At 72.4% G+C, this 18,474-nt stretch carries 16 protein-coding genes; 12 read left to right on the top strand and 4 right to left on the bottom strand.

Features of this window, described 5'->3' with window-relative positions; all coding sequences use genetic code 11:
• Nucleotides 1-307: 307 nt before the first annotated feature.
• Both ABD401_RS17390 and ABD401_RS17385 read left to right on the top strand, forming a co-directional pair.
• Nucleotides 308-841 carry a C40 family peptidase gene (locus ABD401_RS17390; RefSeq protein ID WP_344607012.1) on the top strand — a complete coding sequence of 178 codons (534 nt, stop codon included), beginning with the start codon at nucleotides 308-310 and terminating at the stop codon, nucleotides 839-841.
• Nucleotides 842-1,189: 348 nt separating this feature from the next.
• Nucleotides 1,190-2,800 carry an HNH endonuclease signature motif containing protein gene (locus tag ABD401_RS17385; RefSeq protein ID WP_344607068.1) on the top strand — a complete coding sequence of 537 codons (1,611 nt, stop codon included), beginning with the start codon at nucleotides 1,190-1,192 and terminating at the stop codon, nucleotides 2,798-2,800.
• Between the two features lie 63 nt (nucleotides 2,801-2,863).
• On the opposite strand, the gene ABD401_RS17380 is transcribed toward ABD401_RS17385, so the two are convergent.
• The gene (locus tag ABD401_RS17380; RefSeq protein WP_344607010.1) at nucleotides 2,864-3,793 is read right to left on the bottom strand and encodes a TIGR03619 family F420-dependent LLM class oxidoreductase; all 930 of its coding nucleotides are present in this window, start codon (nucleotides 3,791-3,793) and stop codon (nucleotides 2,864-2,866) included.
• Nucleotides 3,794-3,854: 61 nt separating this feature from the next.
• Here ABD401_RS17380 and ABD401_RS17375 point away from each other — a divergent pair, with 61 nt between their 5' ends.
• The gene (locus tag ABD401_RS17375; RefSeq protein ID WP_344607008.1) at nucleotides 3,855-4,271 is read left to right on the top strand and encodes a TIGR03668 family PPOX class F420-dependent oxidoreductase; all 417 of its coding nucleotides are present in this window, start codon (nucleotides 3,855-3,857) and stop codon (nucleotides 4,269-4,271) included.
• A gap of 9 nt (nucleotides 4,272-4,280) precedes the next feature.
• Here the strand turns inward: ABD401_RS17375 and ABD401_RS17370 are convergent, their stop codons facing one another.
• Nucleotides 4,281-5,270, bottom strand: coding sequence for an LLM class flavin-dependent oxidoreductase (locus tag ABD401_RS17370; protein ID WP_344607006.1), 990 nt, complete (start codon nucleotides 5,268-5,270; stop codon nucleotides 4,281-4,283).
• A 68-nt stretch (nucleotides 5,271-5,338) separates the two neighbouring features.
• On the opposite strand from ABD401_RS17370, the gene ABD401_RS17365 reads away from it, so the two are divergent.
• Together ABD401_RS17365 and ABD401_RS17360 are read left to right on the top strand one after the other, a co-directional pair.
• On the top strand, nucleotides 5,339-7,312 hold the full coding sequence (locus ABD401_RS17365) for an acetoacetate--CoA ligase (protein ID WP_344607004.1): 1,974 nt from the start codon (nucleotides 5,339-5,341) through the stop codon (nucleotides 7,310-7,312).
• Between the two features lie 46 nt (nucleotides 7,313-7,358).
• A complete protein-coding gene (locus ABD401_RS17360; RefSeq protein WP_344607002.1) occupies nucleotides 7,359-8,369 on the top strand; it encodes an LLM class flavin-dependent oxidoreductase in 1,011 nt (336 codons plus the stop codon).
• A gap of 21 nt (nucleotides 8,370-8,390) precedes the next feature.
• On the opposite strand, the gene ABD401_RS17355 is transcribed toward ABD401_RS17360, so the two are convergent.
• Entirely contained in the window at nucleotides 8,391-8,729 is a 339-nt protein-coding gene (locus tag ABD401_RS17355; protein ID WP_344607000.1) for an STAS domain-containing protein, read from the bottom strand.
• Between the two features lie 167 nt (nucleotides 8,730-8,896).
• On the opposite strand from ABD401_RS17355, the gene ABD401_RS17350 reads away from it, so the two are divergent.
• On the top strand, nucleotides 8,897-9,640 hold the full coding sequence (locus ABD401_RS17350) for a GAF and ANTAR domain-containing protein (protein ID WP_344606998.1): 744 nt from the start codon (nucleotides 8,897-8,899) through the stop codon (nucleotides 9,638-9,640).
• A gap of 35 nt (nucleotides 9,641-9,675) precedes the next feature.
• On the top strand, nucleotides 9,676-9,972 hold the full coding sequence (locus ABD401_RS17345) for a DUF6665 family protein (RefSeq protein WP_344606996.1): 297 nt from the start codon (nucleotides 9,676-9,678) through the stop codon (nucleotides 9,970-9,972).
• 3 nt (nucleotides 9,973-9,975) lie between these two features.
• Here the strand turns inward: ABD401_RS17345 and ABD401_RS17340 are convergent, their stop codons facing one another.
• Complete coding sequence (locus ABD401_RS17340) at nucleotides 9,976-12,045, bottom strand: acetate--CoA ligase family protein (protein ID WP_344606994.1); 2,070 nt, start codon at nucleotides 12,043-12,045, stop codon at nucleotides 9,976-9,978.
• A 119-nt stretch (nucleotides 12,046-12,164) separates the two neighbouring features.
• Here ABD401_RS17340 and ABD401_RS17335 point away from each other — a divergent pair, with 119 nt between their 5' ends.
• From ABD401_RS17335 to ABD401_RS17315, 5 genes are all read left to right on the top strand, one after another.
• Nucleotides 12,165-12,836, top strand: coding sequence for a GntR family transcriptional regulator (locus ABD401_RS17335; RefSeq protein ID WP_344606992.1), 672 nt, complete (start codon nucleotides 12,165-12,167; stop codon nucleotides 12,834-12,836).
• A gap of 95 nt (nucleotides 12,837-12,931) precedes the next feature.
• On the top strand, nucleotides 12,932-14,530 hold the full coding sequence (locus ABD401_RS17330) for an acyl-CoA carboxylase subunit beta (RefSeq protein ID WP_344606990.1): 1,599 nt from the start codon (nucleotides 12,932-12,934) through the stop codon (nucleotides 14,528-14,530).
• A gap of 9 nt (nucleotides 14,531-14,539) precedes the next feature.
• Entirely contained in the window at nucleotides 14,540-16,540 is a 2,001-nt protein-coding gene (locus ABD401_RS17325; RefSeq protein ID WP_344606988.1) for an acetyl/propionyl/methylcrotonyl-CoA carboxylase subunit alpha, read from the top strand.
• 43 nt (nucleotides 16,541-16,583) lie between these two features.
• Nucleotides 16,584-17,441, top strand: a complete 858-nt coding sequence (locus ABD401_RS17320; protein ID WP_344606986.1) for a mycofactocin-coupled SDR family oxidoreductase — start codon at nucleotides 16,584-16,586, stop codon at nucleotides 17,439-17,441.
• Nucleotides 17,438-18,442, top strand: coding sequence for a TIGR03617 family F420-dependent LLM class oxidoreductase (locus ABD401_RS17315; protein ID WP_344606984.1), 1,005 nt, complete (start codon nucleotides 17,438-17,440; stop codon nucleotides 18,440-18,442). The genes ABD401_RS17320 and ABD401_RS17315 overlap by 4 nt, the downstream gene beginning before the upstream one ends.
• The last annotated feature ends 32 nt before the right edge of the window (nucleotides 18,443-18,474 follow it).

Genomic DNA, 18,474 nt, shown 5'->3' with positions numbered 1-18,474 from the left:
TGAGCCCGCCTGTGAGATCGCCGTGAGATTGGCAATGTCGATCGCATGAGCCCGAACGGTCAAGGCGGGGGCCGAGGTCGCCGATAGGAGTTCTCGGTGCCTGCACCGGGCACCGCCGCGAGACGTGCACGCCGAATCCCGTCGCCTGTCCCGCGGTCCGTACTACCGACGAGCGGCGGGAGCGGGAGAACCGGCAAGGCGGGCGCGAACCTGCGCGCCCTCGGGGTGAAGCCCTCCGCGGAGGGCCGGGCGTCCCTGGCGTCCGAATCCGACAGGTTTCCTTCCGCAGGCGGTCCTGGGGATCTCCATGACTCTTCCGCCCGCGATGACGCACGCCCGCATCCGCCTCCGAACCCACGTCCGCCGGATCGTGGCCACCGCACTCTCCCTCGTCACCCTCGTCACCCTCGCCGCCGTCGTCGTGCTCGGCGCCGGCGCCCTCGGCAGCAGCGCCGCCGCGGCCGGCCCGGTCGGCAAGACGCTGCGCCTGCAGAAGGTCGACCGCGTCCTGCACACGGCGAAGGCGCTGAAGGGCACGCCGTACGTCTACGGCGGCACGACCCGCCGCGGCTTCGACTGCTCCGGCTACACCCGCTTCGTCTACGCCAAGGCCGGCGAGAAGCTCCCCCGCACCTCCGGGCAGCAGTTCGCCCGCGCCCACAAGGTCGCGAAGAACAAGATCCGCCGCGGCGACCTCGTGTTCTTCCACCGCGGCGGCCGCGTCTACCACGTCGGCATCTACGCCGGGGACAAGCAGATCTGGCACGCCCCCCGCCCCGGCCAGAAGGTGAAGCTCGAGAAGATCTGGACCTCCGCCTGGCGCGCCGGCCGCGTCCTCTGACGTCAGCCCGCCCGGCTGTCAAGAAAGGGTGACACCCCTTACTCCGCAGTAAGGGGTGTCACCCTTTCTTGACGTGCACTGGAGATGACATCTCTTGTGCAGGCCTGACGTGCACTGGAGATGACATCTCTTGTGCAGGGGCCGGCGGTGCTGATGATGCGTCAGAGGCGTTGTCCTGCCGGGGTTCCAGGGCCGCGGCGGACCCAGGCGTCGACGAGAACAGACTGTCGGTGGTGCCGTCTAGGTTGATCAGTGATGACGGGGACATCGACAGCAGCAGCGGTTCCCACGCCGGGCGCGTGGGGCATCTCGTTGGGCATCGCGCCCAGCGAGGCCGAGCGCGCGTCGATGACCGGGGCCGAGTCAGTCGCGTTGCTGCGCGCCGCACAGCGGCAACTCAACGCCGCCCACGCGGTCTGGCTGGGCCTGGTGGCCGAGGTCGGGACCCGCGCCCTGGACTCCGAGGACGAGATCGTGCGCCTGCCCGCCCCGGACCGCTGGGGCGCCGACGAGGTCCGCACCGCGCTGCGGATCTCCGCCTACTCCGGCAACGAACTGCTCGACTTCGCCGGGGCCGTCGTCCACCGCTTCCCGAAACTGCACGCCGCCATGGCCGCCGGGGACCTGAGCATCGAACGCGCGAAGGTGATCCACTTCTGGACCCGGGACATGAGCGACGAGCACGCCCACACCGTCATCGACGAAGTCCTCGACCACTGCTCCCTTGACTCGGAGCGGCCGTGGACCAGTGAGCAGATCGGGGCCCGGTGCCGCAAACTCGGCATCCAACTCGACCCGGACTGGGCCCAACGACGGTTCGCCGAGGCCCACCGCGAACGGCGGGTGATCTCCTGGCGCAACGAGGACGGCACCGCCACCCTCGCCGCGCAGAACCAGGACCCCGCCCGCGTCGCCGCCGCCATCGCCCGGGTCCGCAAACTCGCTGATGACGCCAAACGGTCCGGGGATCCGCGGCCGGTGGATCACCTGCGCTCGGAGATCGCGCTCAACCTGCTCGACGGCACCTACGCCGACCTCACCGACGGCCAGATCCTCGCCCACCTCGCCACCACCCGCCCCGCCGACGCGGAGATGGGTGAGACCGACGTGCCGGAGCCCGAGCCGGAGCCGGCGCCCGCACCGCAGCCCGAGCCGGAGGCGGCGCCCCAGCCGGTGGCGGTGGCGCGGTCCCCGCACCGCGGGGTGCAGCTGACCGCGAAGGTCTCCACCCTGCTCGGGATCGACCGCGACCCCGCCGAACTCGCCGGACAGGGGCCGATCCACGCCGAGTACGCCCGCGACCTCGCGAAGCAGTTGTCCGCCGGGCAGTGGCGCTTCGCGGTCACCGGCCCCGACGGCTACGCGATCTCCTCCGGACTGGTCACCGCACGGCCGATCCGCTGGGAGCGGCGCCGGGCGGACGACCACGGCATCGTCGACCTCCTCATCCCCGCCGACCTGCTCGCCGCGCTCCTGGACGGCACGCTCACCAGCCCCACACTCAAGCCCTGGTGGCCGGTACTGGAGGACATCGCCGACCACGCCGCCGCACCCGCGCACACCGAGGACGAGGAGACCGGGGCCAAGGACGCCCGGCGCCGCTTCCCCCGCTCAGGACTACGCCGGGACACCCAACTCCGGATGACGACCTGCCAAGGCCCCGGCTGCCGCCTCCCCGCTGCCCGCTCCGAGATCGACCACACCCTCGACCACGCCCGCGGCGGTCTGGCCCTCGCCGGAAACCTCGGACCCCTGTGCGAGCACGACCACGACCTTAAATCGAAAGGCGGCTGGCAACTCATCCGCCTGTCCGACCACAAGGTCCGCTGGATCACCCGCCTCGGCGCTGTCTACGACGTCGAGATCCCACCCCTGATCGAACCCGACCGACCCGGCCGAGCCAGAGCACCCGGGGAACGACCACAACCCCGCCCCGCACCCGACGAGCCAGCCGCCTGAGGCTCCCGGGGCGGACAAGGTCGCCCGTCGGTCCTCGCCGCGGCCAAGACCCCTGACGTCTCGTCAGACCGTTACGCCTTCCAGCACGGCGAGGGCGGTGTCGAGGGCGGCGGCGGGGTCGGAGTCGAGGGTCCCGACGGCGGGGTCGAAGTTGAGGTCGAGGAACAGGTGGTCGACGCCGGCGGCGGCGTAGCGCTCGACGTCGGCGGCGATCTGCTCCACGGTCCCGGTCAGCGGCTTCCCGCCCGGAGCCATCGGCGCCGCGGTCACCACCGTCACCCCGCGGCAGACCAGCGCGAGCTCGGCCGGGTCACGGCCACCGGCGAGTGCGAACTCCGACAGCCGGGCCCGGACCTCGGGGACGCGATCCAGCGGGAGGCTCCCGACCAGGTGCCCCCGGCCGAACCTCACCGCGCGGCGGAGCGCGTTCTCGGTGTACCCGCCGACGAACAGGGGCGGGTGCGGCCGCTGCACCGGGGCGGGCAGAACCTCGCCCGGAGGCAGCGTCACGAACTCGTTCGCCGCCGCCTCCCCCGTCCAGGTCGCGACCAGCGCCTCCAGGTACGCGTCGAACCGGGCCCCGCGCCGGACGAACGGCGTCCCGACCGCGGCGTACTCGTCCTGCGACCAGCCGAGCGACACTCCGACGTCGAGGCGACCGCCGGACAGCACGTCGAGGGTCGCCAACTGCTTCGCGAGCAGGACCGGTGAGAACAGCGGCAGCATCAGGGAGCAGGTGCCGAGCCGGATCCGACTGGTGAGCGCGGCGACGTAGGCCAGGGGGGTGATCGGGTCGACGACGCTGCGGATCGTCGCCGGCCAGGTCGGGCCGGGTGCGGCCGGGAAGCTGTCCCGCGGCGAGTCGGGGTACAGCAACCGCTGCGAGGTCCACAGGCACGACCACCCGAGCTCCTCCGCCCGGCGGGCGACGGTCGCCTGGTTCGCGGGCGTGGCCCAGCGACCGGCGTACGGGAGGGCGAAGCCGAGCTCCATGACCGGCGAGCCTAGGCCCGCACGCGCGTCCGGCCGACGCGACGGAACTACGCTGCGTCCCGTGACCCCCGACGAGGCGCGGACCGCGTTCGCAGCGGCGCGGGTGGTCCGGCTCGCCACGGTGAACGCAGCCGGTGTCCCCCACCTCGTGCCGATCACGTTCGCGCTGCCGACCCCGGACGTCGTCGTGTTCGCCGTCGACCACAAGCCGAAGACGACGACCGCGCTGCGCCGCCTCGCGAACATCGCCGCGAACCCGGCCGTCGCCCTGCTGGCCGACGAGTGGTCCGAGGACTGGACGCAGTTGTGGTGGGTACGCGCCGACGGCCTCGCCGCGGTGCTCAGGGACGAAGACCCGCACCGCGACGAGGCCGTCGCTGCGCTGTGCACGCGCTATGCGCAGTACCGCGACCGTCCACCCGCCGGGCCGGTGGTGTGGATCGAGGTGCAGCGCTGGAGCGGCTGGACCGGCTCCTGAGCCGGACGATCAGCCCGCGTTGACCTTCGGCAGGATCTCCTCGGCGAGGCGCTTGAGGTCGTCCATCGTCTTCTCGGTCGGGACGTCGGCGAACGGCGGCCACAGCAGCGGCATCGTCATGCCGGCTTCCTTGTAGGCCTTGAGCCGGTCGGTGATCTGGCCGACGGAGCCGACGAGCAGGTTGGTGCCCTTGCCGGCCGGGGACTGGTCCATGTCCACGTCGGTGATGACGAACCAGATCATCGAGCACATGTCGAAGTTGTCCGGCAGCGCCTTGCCCATCTCGCCGAGCTCGTTGTTGATCTCGGTCTTCCAGCGGGCGATCTCCTCGGGCGTGTCCTGGATGCCGATCCAGCCCTGGAGGCCGTACTTCGCGATGCGCTTCGCCGAGCGCTTCGGGTCCTTGAGGCCGGAGAAGTAGATCGGCGGGCCGGGCTTCTGCAGGGGCTTGTGCCCGAAGCCGCACAGGTCGAAGTCCGCGAACTCACCGTGGTACTCGAAGAGGTCGTTGCTCCAGATGCCCTGCATGATCTCGATCGTCTCCCGCACGTGCGCGTGGCGGCGCGGGAAGATGTCCGACGCGCTGGCCGCCGCGAACTCCTCGGGCATCCATCCGGACCCGACGCCGACGTTGAGGCGTCCGCCGGCGAGGTGGTCGATCGTCGCGAGCTCGGTCGCGAGCACGCCCGGCGACCGGTAGGGGGTGTCGATGATGCTCATGCCGACGCGCAGCTTCGACGTCTTCGCCGCGAGGTACGGAATCAGCGGGTACCCCTGGAACCACTCGCCCCGGGCGGCGACCGGCATGCCCTTCGGGAACTCCGACATCATGCCGAAGGAGTACTGCAGCTCCTGGCGGTCCGACGCCTCGGGGACGACGATCCGGTCCAGGGTCCACACCGAGTCGAAGTCGAGCTGCTCGGCGAGCGCCGTCAGGTCCTCGATCTCCTTGAGGGTGACCTTGGTCCGGAAGTTCGGAAGGTACAGAGCGAGCCTCATGCGTGCGGCCTCCTTGCCGTGCGTTGTCAGGTGGGAGTGACCCTAGCCACACCTCCTATGGTTTTCGGATGAATGCCGACGCGTCCGGAGCCGAAACCCTCAGGGAACCCTCGCCCGCCCGCATCGCCGCCTCCCCGCTGCGCGCATACCTGGACTGGCTCGAGTCCCGCGAGGCCCGCCCGTTCCCCGACCACGACGCCCTGTGGGCCTGGTCGGTCGAGGACATCGACCGGTTCTGGACCTCCCTGGCCGAGTACTACGACGTGCACTTCTCCACCCCGTGGACGCAGGTCCGCACCGCCGACCCGATGCCCCGCACCCGGTGGTTCCCCGGGGCGCGGCTGAACTGGGCGGAACACCTGCTCCGGCCCGGCGCGGACGACGACGTCGCGCTCGTCTGCCTGACCGAGGGCGGGACGCCGGCCCGCGAGATCACCCGGGCGGACCTGCGCCGGGCGGTCGCCGCCGCGGCGGGGTGGCTGCGCCGCGCCGGGGTCCGGCCCGGGGACCGGGTCGTCGCCTATCTGCCGAACACCGAGCACGCGGTGATCGGCGCCCTCGCGGCCGGGACGGTCGGCGCGGTGTGGGCGTGCTGCTCACCCGACTTCGGCGCCGAGGGCACGATCGGCCGCCTCGCCCAGCTGGAGCCGACCGTGCTGATCGCCACCGACGGCTACCACTGGAACGGCAAGGAGGTCGACCGCAGCGACGTCGTCGCCGAGCTGCGCGCCCAACTTCCGACGCTCCGTCACTTCGTCCACGTCCCGTACGTGTTCGACCGGCCGCACCCGGAGAACTCGACGCCCTGGGGCGACCTGCTCGCCGAGGACGCCCCGGCGGAGTTCGAGCCGGTCGAGTTCTCGCACCCGCTGTGGGTGCTGTTCACCTCCGGGACGACGGGCCTGCCGAAGGGCCTCGTGCACGGGCACGGCGGCATCACCCTCGAAGGCCTGAAGTGGGCCGGCCTGTACGCGGGTCTCGACCCGAACGAGCGCCTCTTCGCGTACACCTCGACCGGGTGGGCGCTGTGGAACATGCAGATCAACGCCCTCGCCACCGGCGCGAGCATCGTGCTCTACGAGGGCAGCTTCAACCACCCCGTCGGAGCGGTGTGGGAGGCGGCCGCACGCACCGGCGCGCACGTCGTCCTGCTCGGCGCGGCGGTGGTGACGGCGACGTCGAAGTCCGGCATCTCCCCGCGGCGCGAGTTCGACCTGAGTGGCCTGCGGCACGTCATGGTCAGCGGGTCGGCGCTGCCGTCGGACGGCTACCGCTGGGTCATGGAGCACATCAGCCCCGACGTCCGCATCGACTCCACGAGCGGCGGCACCGACGTCAGCGGCGCGTTCGTCGGCGGCAACGAGTACGCCCCGGTCCAGGTCGGGCGCATCGGCGGCAAGCTCGCGGGCTGCGACTGCGCGGCCTGGGACGACGACGGCAAGCCGCTGGTCGACGCCGTCGGCGAACTCGTCGTCACCCAGCCGATGCCGTCGATGCCGGTCCACCTGTGGAACGACCCCGACGCCGCCCGCTACACCGAGGCGTACTTCGACACCTGGCCCGGCGTGTGGCGCCACGGCGACTGGGTGACGATGCACTCCGACGGCAGCATCACCGTCCACGGCCGCTCGGACGCCACACTCAACCGGCACGGAGTGCGTCTCGGCAGCAGCGACTTCTACGACGTGCTCGAGACGATGCCGGAGATCACCGAGACGCTGGTCATCGGCAACGACCTGCCCGACGACGGGTACTGGCTCGGCCTGTTCGTGGTGCCCGCGCCGGGGCACGCGCTGGACGACGCGCTCCGGCAGAAGATCGTCGACACCCTGCGCACCCGCCTGTCCCCCCGGCACGTCCCCGACGAGATCGTCGAGGCCCCGGCGGTCCCCCACACCCTGTCCGGCAAGCGCCTCGAGGTCCCGATCAAGAAGTTGCTCCGCGGCACGCCCCTGGAGCGGGCCGCGAACATCGCCGCCGTCGACGACCCCGACGCCCTGCGCTGGTACGCCCGGTACGCGGAGCAGTTCCGGCGGGAATGACACCGCCCCGTCCGTCGCTGCACCTGTCGTGAGTGAAACTTCAGCGGTGACCGAGACCCTGCCCGTCGGCGTACTGGACTTCGTGGGGATCGAGTACGGCGAGACCGCCGGCGACTCGATCCGCGGCGCGGTGGAGATCGCGCGCGGGGTGGAGGCCGCCGGCTACCACCGCTACTGGGTGTCCGAGCACCACAACATGCGCAGCCTCGCCTGCAGTGCGCCGGAGATCCTGATCGCGCACATTGCGGCGCAGACCGAGCGGATCCGCGTGGGCGCGGCGGGGATCATGCTGCCGAACCACGCGGCGTTCAAGGTCGCGGAGCTCTTCCGCACCCTGCTCGCCATGCACCCGGGGCGGATCGACCTCGCCCTCGGCCGTGCACCGGGCACCGACCCGCTCACGGCCCACGTGCTGCGCCGCGGGCTGAACATCGACCCCGGGGCCGAGTTCCCCGGGCAGGTCGCCGAGCTGGTCGCGTTCCTCGGCGACGGCTTCCCCGAGGGCCACCCGTACGCACCGCTGGTCGCCGCGCCGGTGATCGAGGAGCAGCCGGAGATGTTCGTGCTCGGCTCCAGCGGCTACGGCACCCGGTTCGCGGCCGTCAACGGCCTGCGCGCGGCGTTCGCCCACCACATGAGCCCCGAGATCGCCGTCGAGGCCCTGCGCGCCTACCGCCGCGAGTTCGAACCCCGCCGTCCCGGCGACGAGCCCTACTCCGTCATGTCCGTGCTGACGTTCGCCAGCGACGACCCCGACGACGTCGCCGAGTTCGAGGCGGCGTGGACGCTGATGATGCGCAACCTCGCCCGCGGCATCAAGGACCCGCTGCGCCCGCAGGACATCGTCGAGCTGGCGCGCTCGGAGTCCTTCCGCCGCGCCGAGCGGGACCGCACCCGCATGGTGGTCGGGGAGGCCAAGGCCGTGGCCGAGCGCCTGCTGGAGCTCAAGGAGCAGGCCCAGGTCGACGAGATCGTCGTCGTCACCCCGAGCCTGGACCGCGCGCGGCGGGCCCGCAGCCTCGCCGACGTGGCCGAGGCCTGGCGCCAGGCCGCCTGACCCCGCGGGACGGGCCCGCGGTCAGTCGACGCCGACCGCGCAGGAGACGTCCGGGTGGATCTCGAAGACGGTGTCGAGCCCGGTGATCCGCACGACCCGGAGCACACGCTCGTTGATCGCGGCCAGGCGGAGGGTCCCGCCGACGGTGCGCAGGCGCTTGAGCCCGCCGACGAGGACGCCGAGGCCGCTGGAGTCCACGAACGTGACGTCACGGAGGGAGACGATCACGTCCGTCGCGCCCTGATCGGCGAGGTCGGAGAGCACGGAACGCAGCACGGGGGCCGTGTGGGCGTCGAGCTCGCCGCGGACGTGCGCGACCGTGCTGACGCCTTGTGTTTCCACTGAGACGGTGAGATCCATGGGTGCCTTAGAAAGTCGCACCGCCGGTGTCTTCAGCGGAGTCGGACATCTCGACACTAGCGCACCTTTCGGTTGACAGGGGCCGCGTCGGCGAACGAAAGTCGGCCTCCCCACCCCCGATCCGCGCGAATCTCCGGCGCGGACACCACTCGACAGGACGACGAAGCGTGGACGAACGGCCGGATCTCGCCGGGACGCTGCTGGCGTTGGCGGACGACTTCGTCGCCCTCGGCCGCGTGACGCTGGCGATCGCGGACGAGCAGGACCTCCTCGCCGCGGTCGCGCGGGTGGCCCAGGCGCGGATCGAGCCAGCGGAGTGGGTCAGCATCACGACCCTGGCCGGCGGCGAGTTCCGCACGATGGCCAGCACGGACCCGCGGGCCGAGCGGGCGGACGCGATCCAGTACGCGGTCGGCTCCGGGCCGTGCGTCGACGCGATCCTGGAGGAGAACGACGTCCTCGTCCGCGACCTGCGGACCGACGAGCGCTGGCCGACCTTCGGCCGCCGCGTCGCCGACGAGTTCGGCGTCCGCAGCATGATGGCGTTCCGCCTGACGATGGACGTCAAGGACACCATCGCCGCGCTCAACGTCTTCAGCTGCGCCGTCGACGCCTTCGACGCCGGAGCCGTGGCCACCGGGCGGCTGATGGCCACCTACTCGGCGCTGGGGCTGAACTCGATCGCCGACCGGCGCCGGGCCGAGGAGCTGCAGCAGGCCCTGGGGACCGCGCGGGAGATCGGGATCGCGATCGGCGTCCTCATGGTCAACGAGCAGCTCACCCGCGAGCAGGCGTTCGACGTCCTGCGCGCCCACAGCCAGGACCAGAACCGCAAGCTGCGCGAGATCGCCGCCCACGTCGCCGAGACCGGCGCGCTCCCCCACTTCAACGGGCACGCTGCCCAGAGCTGACGACGCTCCGGCCACGACCCACGTACCGTGGAGGGATGCGTGATCTTCGCCGGAGCTGGAGCTACCACGAGTCCGTGCTCAAGGAGCTCTCCGGCGAACGCGCCAACACCCTCGGCCGCGCCGGCGTCCGGCTGAACGAGGCCCTCACGGCCTACGCGTCGGTCCTCGAGACCGGCGCCGACCCCGATCGCGTCGAGACGGCCCTGACCGAGGCCCGCGACGCCGCCTGGGCCCTCGTCGTCCAGCGCGAGTGCGCCGGCTTCCGGTCCAAGGACTTCACCTGGCTACGGGAGCACTGGGGCGTCCCGGAGGAAGTGCTCCGGCGCATCTGACAGTCAGTCAGACTGGCCGCGGTCCAGCAGGACGTCCACCGCGACCGCTCCGCTCCGGCCCACCACCAACGGGTTCACCTCGAGTTCGCGCACCCCCGGCGCTCGGCCGGCCCGGCTGATCCGCTCCACGGCCGCCACCGCGGCCTCGACGTCACGCGCGGGCGCACCCCGATGACCGGCGAGCAGGGGCCAGCACCGCAGCGAGGAGAGCAGGGCCCGCGCGGTGTCGGCGCTGACGGGCGCGAGAGCGTGGGCGAGATCGCGGTGCAGTTCGACCTCGGTGCCGCCCCGGCCGACGGTGAGGACCCCGGGCCACCCGTCCGCCGGGGCGGTCACCGACACCAGCAGCTCCACTCCCCCCGGGATCTGCTCCTGCACCAGCACCGCCTGCGCCCCCGGGACCGACGACAGGAGCTCCGCGGCCTCCACGACCGCGCGATCCGCCGGCACGTCGAGCCGCACCCCGCCGAGCTCGGTCTTGTGCTCCAGCCCGGGCGCGACCGCCTTCAACACGGCACGACCGCCGACCTTCGCGACGGCGGCGGCCGCGGCCTCCGCCGACTCGATCAGGACGGCTTCGGGAGTCCGCACCCCCAGGCGGGCGAGGAGCTCCCAGCCGTCGGCGAATCCGCCGACGGACGCCCCGTCGACCGCCACGGGCGATGCGACCGGCGACGGAGCGGCGGCGCCCAGGACCCGGGCGGCCAACGCCACCGACGACAGGACCGGGACCCCGGCGTCCGTGAGGATGCGGCGCGCCTCGGCGGTGGCGTCCTCCCCGGCCATCCACACGACGACGAGGGGCGGGGCGCCGGCGGGCGCGTCCCGCACCACCCGGGCGAGGTCGACCGCGAGCGTCCGGGCCACCTCGCCGACCAGCATCGTGAGGACGACGACCACCGCGTCGATGCTCGCGTCGGCCCGTACGGTCGCGCACACCCGGGCGAACGCGTCGCCCCCGTCGTTGAACTGCTGCGCGGTGACGTCGACCGGGTTCTGCACCGCCCCGAACGACGGGACCAGGGCAGTCAGCGCCTCCTGGGTCGCGGAACTGAGCTGCGGGACGGAGAGGTCGGCGTCGGCGCACCGGTCCGCGGCGAGGATGCCCGCCCCACCGGAACTGGTGAGAACGGCGACGCGGCGCCCGGTCGGCCGGGCCTGCCCGCGGAGCAGGGCCGCGGCCGCGAGCATCTCCTCCACGTCGTCGACGAGCACGACTCCGTGCTCCCGGGAGACCAGGTCGAACGCCGGGTGGTCGCCGAGCATTGCCCCGGTGTGGGAGAGCGCGGCCCGGCGCCCGGTCTCGCTGCGCCCACTGCGGAGCACGACCAGCGCGGTGCCGGCCGCCTCCGCCTCGACGGCCAGGCGCGCGTAGTCCTCCCCCCGGGGGAGGGACTCGGTGTACATCGCGAGGACCCGGATCTCCGGATCGGCCACCAGGACGCGCCCGATCTCCGTGAGGTCGACGTCGGCCTGGTTACCGGTGCTGACCCAGGCACTGAGATCGAGGCCGCGGGCCGCGGCCAGGTCCAGCAGCGATCCACCCACCGCGCCGCTCTGCCCGACGTACGCGATGCCGCTGCCGGTCTCGAGCGGTCGCGCGGCGGCCGCCGAGAACGTCGCGAAGAGGCGGCTGCGGGCGACGAACAGTCCCTGACAGTTCGGTCCGATCACCCGGACACCGGCCGCCCGCGCGGCCGCGACGAGGTCGGCCTGGAGCGCCGCCCCGTCCGCTCCGACCTCCGCGAACCCGGAGGCGAAGACGACGACGGCCGCCGCGCCGACGGCACCGGCCGCCTCCACGGTCGCGACGACGTTCTCGGCCGGGGTCAGGCACAGCACCAGGTCGACCGGACCCGGCACCGCGGCCAGGTCCGCATGACACGGCAACGACCCGAGCTCGGAGTACTTCGGATTGACCGGCAGCACTCGCCCGGCGTAGCCGCGGTCCCGCAGCCACTCCAGCGGCCGCGCCATCGGGTGTCCCGGTCGCCCGGACACTCCGACCAACGCCACCGAGCGCGGTCGGAACACCCGGGCCCAGTCCGTGACCCGATCGTCCGGCAGGCTCATCGCCGTCCTCCGCTCACCCGGGCACCCCTGCCCTCATCGCCATATCGGACACAATTTTGTATCCAATGTCCAGCGGCCGACCCAGCGATCGGAACGTTAGGCTGGTCCGGGAGGTGCCGATGGCCGCGATCGAACCCGCTCCCCCGCAGCGGACCACGACGGTGGAGCGCGCGATCTCCGAGATTCGCGCCCTGCTCCGGAGCCGTCAGCTCGTGCCGGGGCAGCAGGTCCGCCAGGAGGCCCTCGCCGGCCGCCTGGGGGTGAGCCGGATCCCGGTCCGCGAGGCACTCAAGGCGCTGGCGGCCGAGGGCATCCTCGACCACGAACCCAACGTCGGCTACACGGTCGCCCGGCTGAACGCGGCCGAGCTCGCCCAGATCTACCTGATGCGCCGGGCCCTGGAGACCGAGGTGCTGCGCGCGCTCCCCCGTCTAACATCGCTGCAGGTCAAGGAACTTGCGGCACTCAACGACGCCATCGGCGAGGCCGTCGAGCGCGCGGACGTCGCGGAGATTCTCGCCACCAACCAGGCCTTCCACTTCGCGGTGTTCGGCCTGTCCGGCCTCGACCTCGTCGTGGCCGAGATCGAGAAGCTGTGGCGCCGCAGCGAGCCGTACCGGACGCTGCACCTCTACGACAGCGACGGGCGCAAGCGGATCGTCCGCGAACACCGCCGGATGATCACCGCACTGCGCCAGGGCGACCACGAGCAGGTCGTCGCCCTGATGGACGCGCACCGCGACCTCACCGTGAGCGACCTCCACGCTGCACTCGCGTCACCGTCCAGCTGAGGCCGATTGCCTACTAAATTGCATACAATCTTGTGCTCGGCGCTCCGGAATCGCTAAGGTCGGCCATCCGTTCCTGGCCGTCCCGGAGGTCATTGATGACCGTGCTGCGGTCTGCGCTCGACCTGACGTCCGAGACGTACACGTCCAACCGCGCCCACCAGCTCGAGCTGCTCACCGCCTTGACGGAGCAGCTCGCGGTCGCCGCGGCCGGCGGCGGCGAGAGCGCCCTCCGGCGGCACCGGGAACGGGGGAAGCTGCCGGTCCGGGAGCGCATCGCCCTGCTGCTCGATCCGGACTCCCCCTTCCTCGAGCTCTCGACCCTCGCCGCGTGGGGCACCTCCTTCACGGTCGGCGCCTCGACGGTCACCGGGATCGGGGTGGTGTCCGGCGTCGAGTGCGTCGTCGTCGGACACGACCCGACCGTGCGCGGCGGGGCGATGAACCCCTACTCCCTGCGCAAGATCCTGCGCGCGCTGGAGATCGCCCGCATCAACCGGCTGCCGGTCGTCAACCTGGTGGAGTCCGCCGGGGCGGACCTGCCGACGCAGGCCGACCTGTTCGTCCCCGGTGGGCGGATCTTCCACGAGCTCACCGAGCTCTCCGCCCTCGCGATCCCGACGGTCGCGCTCGTCTTCGGAAACTCCACCGCCGGCGGTGCGTACGTGCCGGCGATGTGCGACTACGCCGTTCTCGTGGACCGGCAGGCGAAGGTCTTCCTCGGCGGCCCGCCGTTGGTCCGCATGGCGACCGGCGAGGAGTCCGACGACGAGTCACTCGGCGGCGCCGAGATGCACTCACGGATCTCCGGCCTCTCCGACCACCTGGCGGCCGACGAACTCGACGCGATCCGGCTGGGCCGGCAGATCGTCGCACGCCTCGGCTGGCGCAAGCAGGGTCCGCCGCCCGCCCCGCACGTGAGGGATCCCCGGTACGACCCGGACGAGATCCTCGGCATCGTCTCGGCCGACCCGAAGATTCCCTTCGACCCGCGGGAGGTGATCGCCCGCACCGTCGACGACTCCGACTTCGACGAGTACAAGCCGCTCTACGGCACGTCCCTCGTCACCGGGTGGGCGACGCTGCACGGGTACCCGGTCGGAATCCTCGCGAATCACCGCGGGGTGCTGTTCAGCGAGGAGGCGAAGAAGGCCACCGAGTTCATCCTGCTCGCGAACGCCTCCGACGTCCCCCTGGTCTTCCTCCAGAACACGACCGGCTACATGGTCGGTCGGCGCTACGAGGAGGGCGGCATCGTCAAGGACGGCGCGAAGATGATCAACGCCGTCACCAACAGCACGGTCCCGCACCTGACCGTGAACATGGCCTCGTCGTTCGGAGCCGGGAACTACGGCATGGCGGGGCGCGCCTTCGACCCACGCCTCCTGTTCTCCTGGCCGGGGGCGCGGCTCGCCGTCATGGGGGCGACCCAGTTGGCCGGGGTGCTCTCGCTCGTCGGCCGGGCCTCCGCCGCCGCGCAGGGACGGCCCTTCGACGAGGAGGCCGACGCCGACCGCACGCGAGCGATCGAGGCACAGATCGACGGCGAGTCACACGCGTTCGCCGTCTCCTCCCGGCTCTACGACGACGGCGTCGTCGACCCGCGGGACACCCGCACGGTGCTCGGGATGGCCCTGTCGGCTGCCCACTCGGGCCCGGTCAGCGGACGCCGCGGCTTCGGCGTCTTCCGGATGTGAGGCTCCGTCATGACGTTCCGTCCTGTCCGTAAGCTCCTCGTCGCGAACCGCGGGGAGATCGCCGTCCGCGTCCAGCGCACCGCGCACGACCTCGGGATCGCCACCGTCGCCGTGTACTCGGACCCGGATGCGGACGCCCCGTTCGTGGCGCTGGCCGACGAGGCGGTCCGCCTGCCCGGCGCCACCCCGGCCGAGACCTATCTGCGCGGGGACTCGGTGATCGCCGCCGCGCGCAGCACGGGCGCGGACGCCGTCCATCCCGGCTACGCCTTCCTGTCCGAGAACTCCGGGTTCGCCCGCGACTGCCAGGACGCCGGGCTGACCTTCGTCGGTCCGTCCCCCGCGGCCATCGCGGCCATGGGGTCCAAGCTGGAGGCCAAGGCCGTCATGGCCGCCGCCGGCGTCCCGGTGCTCCCGGGCGCGACCGTGGGACCCGGGGACGACGCCCGGGCGGCGGCCGACCGGATCGGCTACCCGGTCCTCGTCAAGGCCGCCTTCGGCGGCGGTGGCCGCGGCATGCGCGTCGTGCGGAACCCGGACGAGTTGGCCGGCGCCCTCGAGCAGGCCGCGCGTGAGGCCGCCTCGGCCTTCGGGGACGGCACGGTCTTCCTCGAGCGGTACGTCGAGCGGCCCCGGCACGTGGAGGTGCAGATCCTCGGCGACCACCACGGCACGGTCGTCTCCCTGTTCGAGCGGGACTGCTCGATCCAGCGCCGGCACCAGAAGATCGTCGAGGAGTGCCCCTCCCCCGCGGTCGACGCGCAGCTGCGCGCGGACCTCGGTGCGGCGGCCGTCGCGGCGGGCCGGGCGATCGGTTACACCAACGCCGGGACCGTCGAGTTCCTCCTCGAAGAGAGCGGGGCGTTCCACTTCCTCGAGGTCAACGCCCGCCTGCAGGTCGAGCACCCCGTGACCGAGATGGTCACCGGGCTCGACCTGGTCGCGCTCCAGCTCCAGGTCGCGGAGGGCCGTCCGCTGCCGGAGAGTGTGCGGGCCGCGCGCCTCGACGGCCACGCGATCGAGGTCCGCCTCTACGCCGAGGACGTCCCGGCCGGGTTCCTCCCGACCACCGGCACCCTCGACCGGTTCCACGTCCCCACCCCGGCCGGGGTTCGCGTGGACGCCGGGGTGTCGGACGGCTCCGTCGTCGGCCCGCACTACGACGCCATGCTCGCGAAGGTCGTCGCCCACGGCGGGACCCGGGACGAGGCCGCGCGACGACTGGCTCGTGTCCTCGCCCGGGCCGAGCTCCACGGCGTCGTCACCAACCGCGACCTGCTCGTGGGCCTCCTCGGCGACGAGGAGTTCCTCGCCGGACGCGCCGACACCGGATACCTGGACCGTCACCCGGAGCTGACGAACCCTCAGTCCGGCGCGGCGGCTCGCATCCACGCCACGGTGGCGGCGTTGGCCCGTCAGGCCCGCAACCGCTCCGCGGCCCCGGCGCTCGCCGGGTTCCCGTCGGGCTGGCGCAACGTGCCCGCCCCGCCGCAGTCGGTCTCCTACGCCGTCGGCGACCGGACGTACGCGGTCACCTACACGTTCCACGACCGCGGTGCCTTCGGCCGGGACGTGGACGTCGCGGTCGACGGCGAGGCTCTCCCCTGCCGGCTCGTCACCGCCGTCCCCGAACGGGTCGTGCTGGAGAGCGGCGGGGTCCGCCGGAGCTACCGCGTCCACACCGTCGGCGACCGCACCTACGTCGACGGACCGGACGGCGCCGCCACTCTGGTGGAACTGCCGCGACTGCCCGAACCCGGGTCCGTCGCGGCCCCGGGCTCCCTGCTCGCCCCCATGCCCGGGACGGTCGTCCGCGTGCTCGCCGCGACCGGCGAGTCCGTGACGCCGGGTCAGGCCCTCGTCGTGCTGGAGGCGATGAAGATGGAGCACACCGTCACCGCGCCCGCCGCCGGAACGCTGAGCCGCCTCACCGTCTCCCCCGGCGACCAGGTGCAGCCCCAGCAACTGATCGCCGTCATCGACGAGCAGCAACCCGAACACGCAGCCTGAAACACGCTGCCGAAACCGCACCACCCGACGATCGGAGCGAGCCATGGGACTTCTCGACGGCAAGGTCGCGCTGGTGACCGGAGCGGCCCGGGGGCAGGGGCGGGCGCACGCCCTCACCTGTGCCCGCGAGGGCGCGGACGTCATCGCGGTGGACGTCCCCGACGACCTGCCCTCGGTGCCGTACCCGCTCGGGACCGCGGAGGAGCTCGCCGAGACCGCCCGGGGCGTCGAGGAGCACGACCGCCGGGTCCTCACGGCGGCGGCCGACGTCCGGGACCAGGCGGCCCTCGACGCCGTCGTCGCGCAGGGCGTGGCGGAGTTCGGCCGGATCGACATCCTGGTCGCGAACGCCGGCATCTGGACCCGCGCGCCGTTCTGGGAACTCACCGACGCGCAGTGGGAGGAGATGCTCGCGGTCAACCTCACGGGTGTGTGGCACAGCGCCAAGGCGGTCGCCCCGCACATGATGGAGCGCCGGGCCGGGTCGATCGTCGTCATCTCCTCGGCCAACGGCGTCGAACCCGGCCAGAACTACGCGCACTACTGCGCGGCGAAGCACGGGGTGGTCGGACTGATGAAGAACATCGCGCTCGAGCTCGCCCCGTTCGGGGTCCGCTGCAACGCGATCTGCCCGGGCGCGATCGACACCCCGATGGTCAACCAGCCGGCGGTCTACGACATGTTCGCCGGACGCGAGGGCGGCACGCGCGAGGACATGCTCGCGGGCGGCCACGCCTTCCACGCCCTGCGCGGCACCGGGTTTCTCGACCCCCAGGTGATCGCCGACGCCGCCCTGTTCCTCAACTCGGACCTGGCCGCCGCGATCACCGGGGCCACCCTGCCCGTCGAGGCCGGCCACCTGCTCCTGCCCGGGCTCAACCTGGCCCCGGTGACGGCGTGACCGAACCCCGGTTGCGGATCGACGCCCGGTTGCGCAACGACCTCACCACCATCGCCGAGGACGTCCGCGCCTGCGACGAGCTCGGCTTCGACGGGGCCTGGAACACCGAGACCGTCAACGACCCGTTCGTCGCGCTCACCCTCGCCGCGGAGCACTCCCGGCAGGTCGAGATCGGGCCGTCGGTGGCCATCGCCTTCGCCCGGACGCCGATGACGGTCGCCTACCCCGCCTGGGACCTGCAGCGGTTCTCCGGCGGCCGGTTCGTGCTCGGGCTCGGCAGTCAGATCCGCCCGCACGTGGCCAAGCGCTTCTCGATGCCGTGGGGACGACCGGCGGCCCGCATGCACGAGTTCGTCACCGCTCTGCGCGCGATCTGGCGGACCTGGGAGACCGGCGAGCGTCTGGACCACCGCGGGGAGTTCTACGAGCACTCCCTGATGACGCCGAACTTCACCCCGGCCCCGAACCCGTACGGACCGCCCAAGGTGTTCCTCGCCGCCGTCGGCCCGAAGATGCTGCAGACCACCGCCGAGGTCGCGGACGGGTTGTTCGTGCACTCGTTCTGCACCGAGCGCTACCTCCGCGAGGTCATCCGGCCGACGCTGGAGCGGCACCGTCCCGACGGGGCCGCACCGCTGGAGATCGCCCACTCCCCCTTCGTCGCGCTCGACGAGGCCGACCGCGAGGCGGTACGTCGCCAGATCTCCTTCTACGGCTCCACGCCCGCCTACCGCCCGGTGCTCGACCTCCACGGCTGGGGCGATCTCCACGACGAACTGAACGCGCTGTCGAAGCAGGGACGCTGGGACGACATGGTGCCGCTGGTGTCCGACGAGGTGCTCGACGCGATGTGCGCGTCCGGCACCGAGGAGGAGGTGGCGGCCGCGCTCCACCGGCAGTTCTCCGGCCTCGTCGACCGCATCCGGTTCAACCGCCCGGGTGACATCCCCTCACCCCGACGCTTCGGCGGTCTGCTCGCCGCCCTCCGCGCTCAGTCGTGAGTGCCCCTGCACAAGAGATGTCATCTCCAAAG

Source organism: Sporichthya brevicatena, assembly GCF_039525035.1.
In the GTDB taxonomy this organism is placed as follows: Bacteria; Actinomycetota; Actinomycetes; order Sporichthyales; family Sporichthyaceae; genus Sporichthya; species Sporichthya brevicatena.
Note: the sequence above shows the minus strand (reverse complement) of the source record. Positions and strands in the feature narration are given on the sequence as shown.

Excerpts from the sequence above, each read along its gene's own strand:
- ABD401_RS17370 (WP_344607006.1), bottom strand. The coding sequence starts at position 5,270 with ATGAGGCTCGCTCTGTACCTTCCGAACTTCCGGACCAAGGTCACCCTC.
- ABD401_RS17380 (WP_344607010.1), bottom strand. The coding sequence starts at position 3,793 with ATGGAGCTCGGCTTCGCCCTCCCGTACGCCGGTCGCTGGGCCACGCCC.
- ABD401_RS17385 (WP_344607068.1), top strand. The coding sequence starts at position 1,190 with ATGACCGGGGCCGAGTCAGTCGCGTTGCTGCGCGCCGCACAGCGGCAA.
- ABD401_RS17365 (WP_344607004.1), top strand. The coding sequence starts at position 5,339 with ATGAATGCCGACGCGTCCGGAGCCGAAACCCTCAGGGAACCCTCGCCC.
- ABD401_RS17330 (WP_344606990.1), top strand. The coding sequence starts at position 12,932 with ATGACCGTGCTGCGGTCTGCGCTCGACCTGACGTCCGAGACGTACACG.
- ABD401_RS17345 (WP_344606996.1), top strand. The coding sequence starts at position 9,676 with ATGCGTGATCTTCGCCGGAGCTGGAGCTACCACGAGTCCGTGCTCAAG.
- ABD401_RS17320 (WP_344606986.1), top strand. The coding sequence starts at position 16,584 with ATGGGACTTCTCGACGGCAAGGTCGCGCTGGTGACCGGAGCGGCCCGG.
- ABD401_RS17340 (WP_344606994.1), bottom strand. The coding sequence starts at position 12,045 with ATGAGCCTGCCGGACGATCGGGTCACGGACTGGGCCCGGGTGTTCCGA.
- ABD401_RS17325 (WP_344606988.1), top strand. The coding sequence starts at position 14,540 with ATGACGTTCCGTCCTGTCCGTAAGCTCCTCGTCGCGAACCGCGGGGAG.
- ABD401_RS17335 (WP_344606992.1), top strand. The coding sequence starts at position 12,165 with ATGGCCGCGATCGAACCCGCTCCCCCGCAGCGGACCACGACGGTGGAG.
- ABD401_RS17390 (WP_344607012.1), top strand. The coding sequence starts at position 308 with ATGACTCTTCCGCCCGCGATGACGCACGCCCGCATCCGCCTCCGAACC.
- ABD401_RS17355 (WP_344607000.1), bottom strand. The coding sequence starts at position 8,729 with ATGGATCTCACCGTCTCAGTGGAAACACAAGGCGTCAGCACGGTCGCG.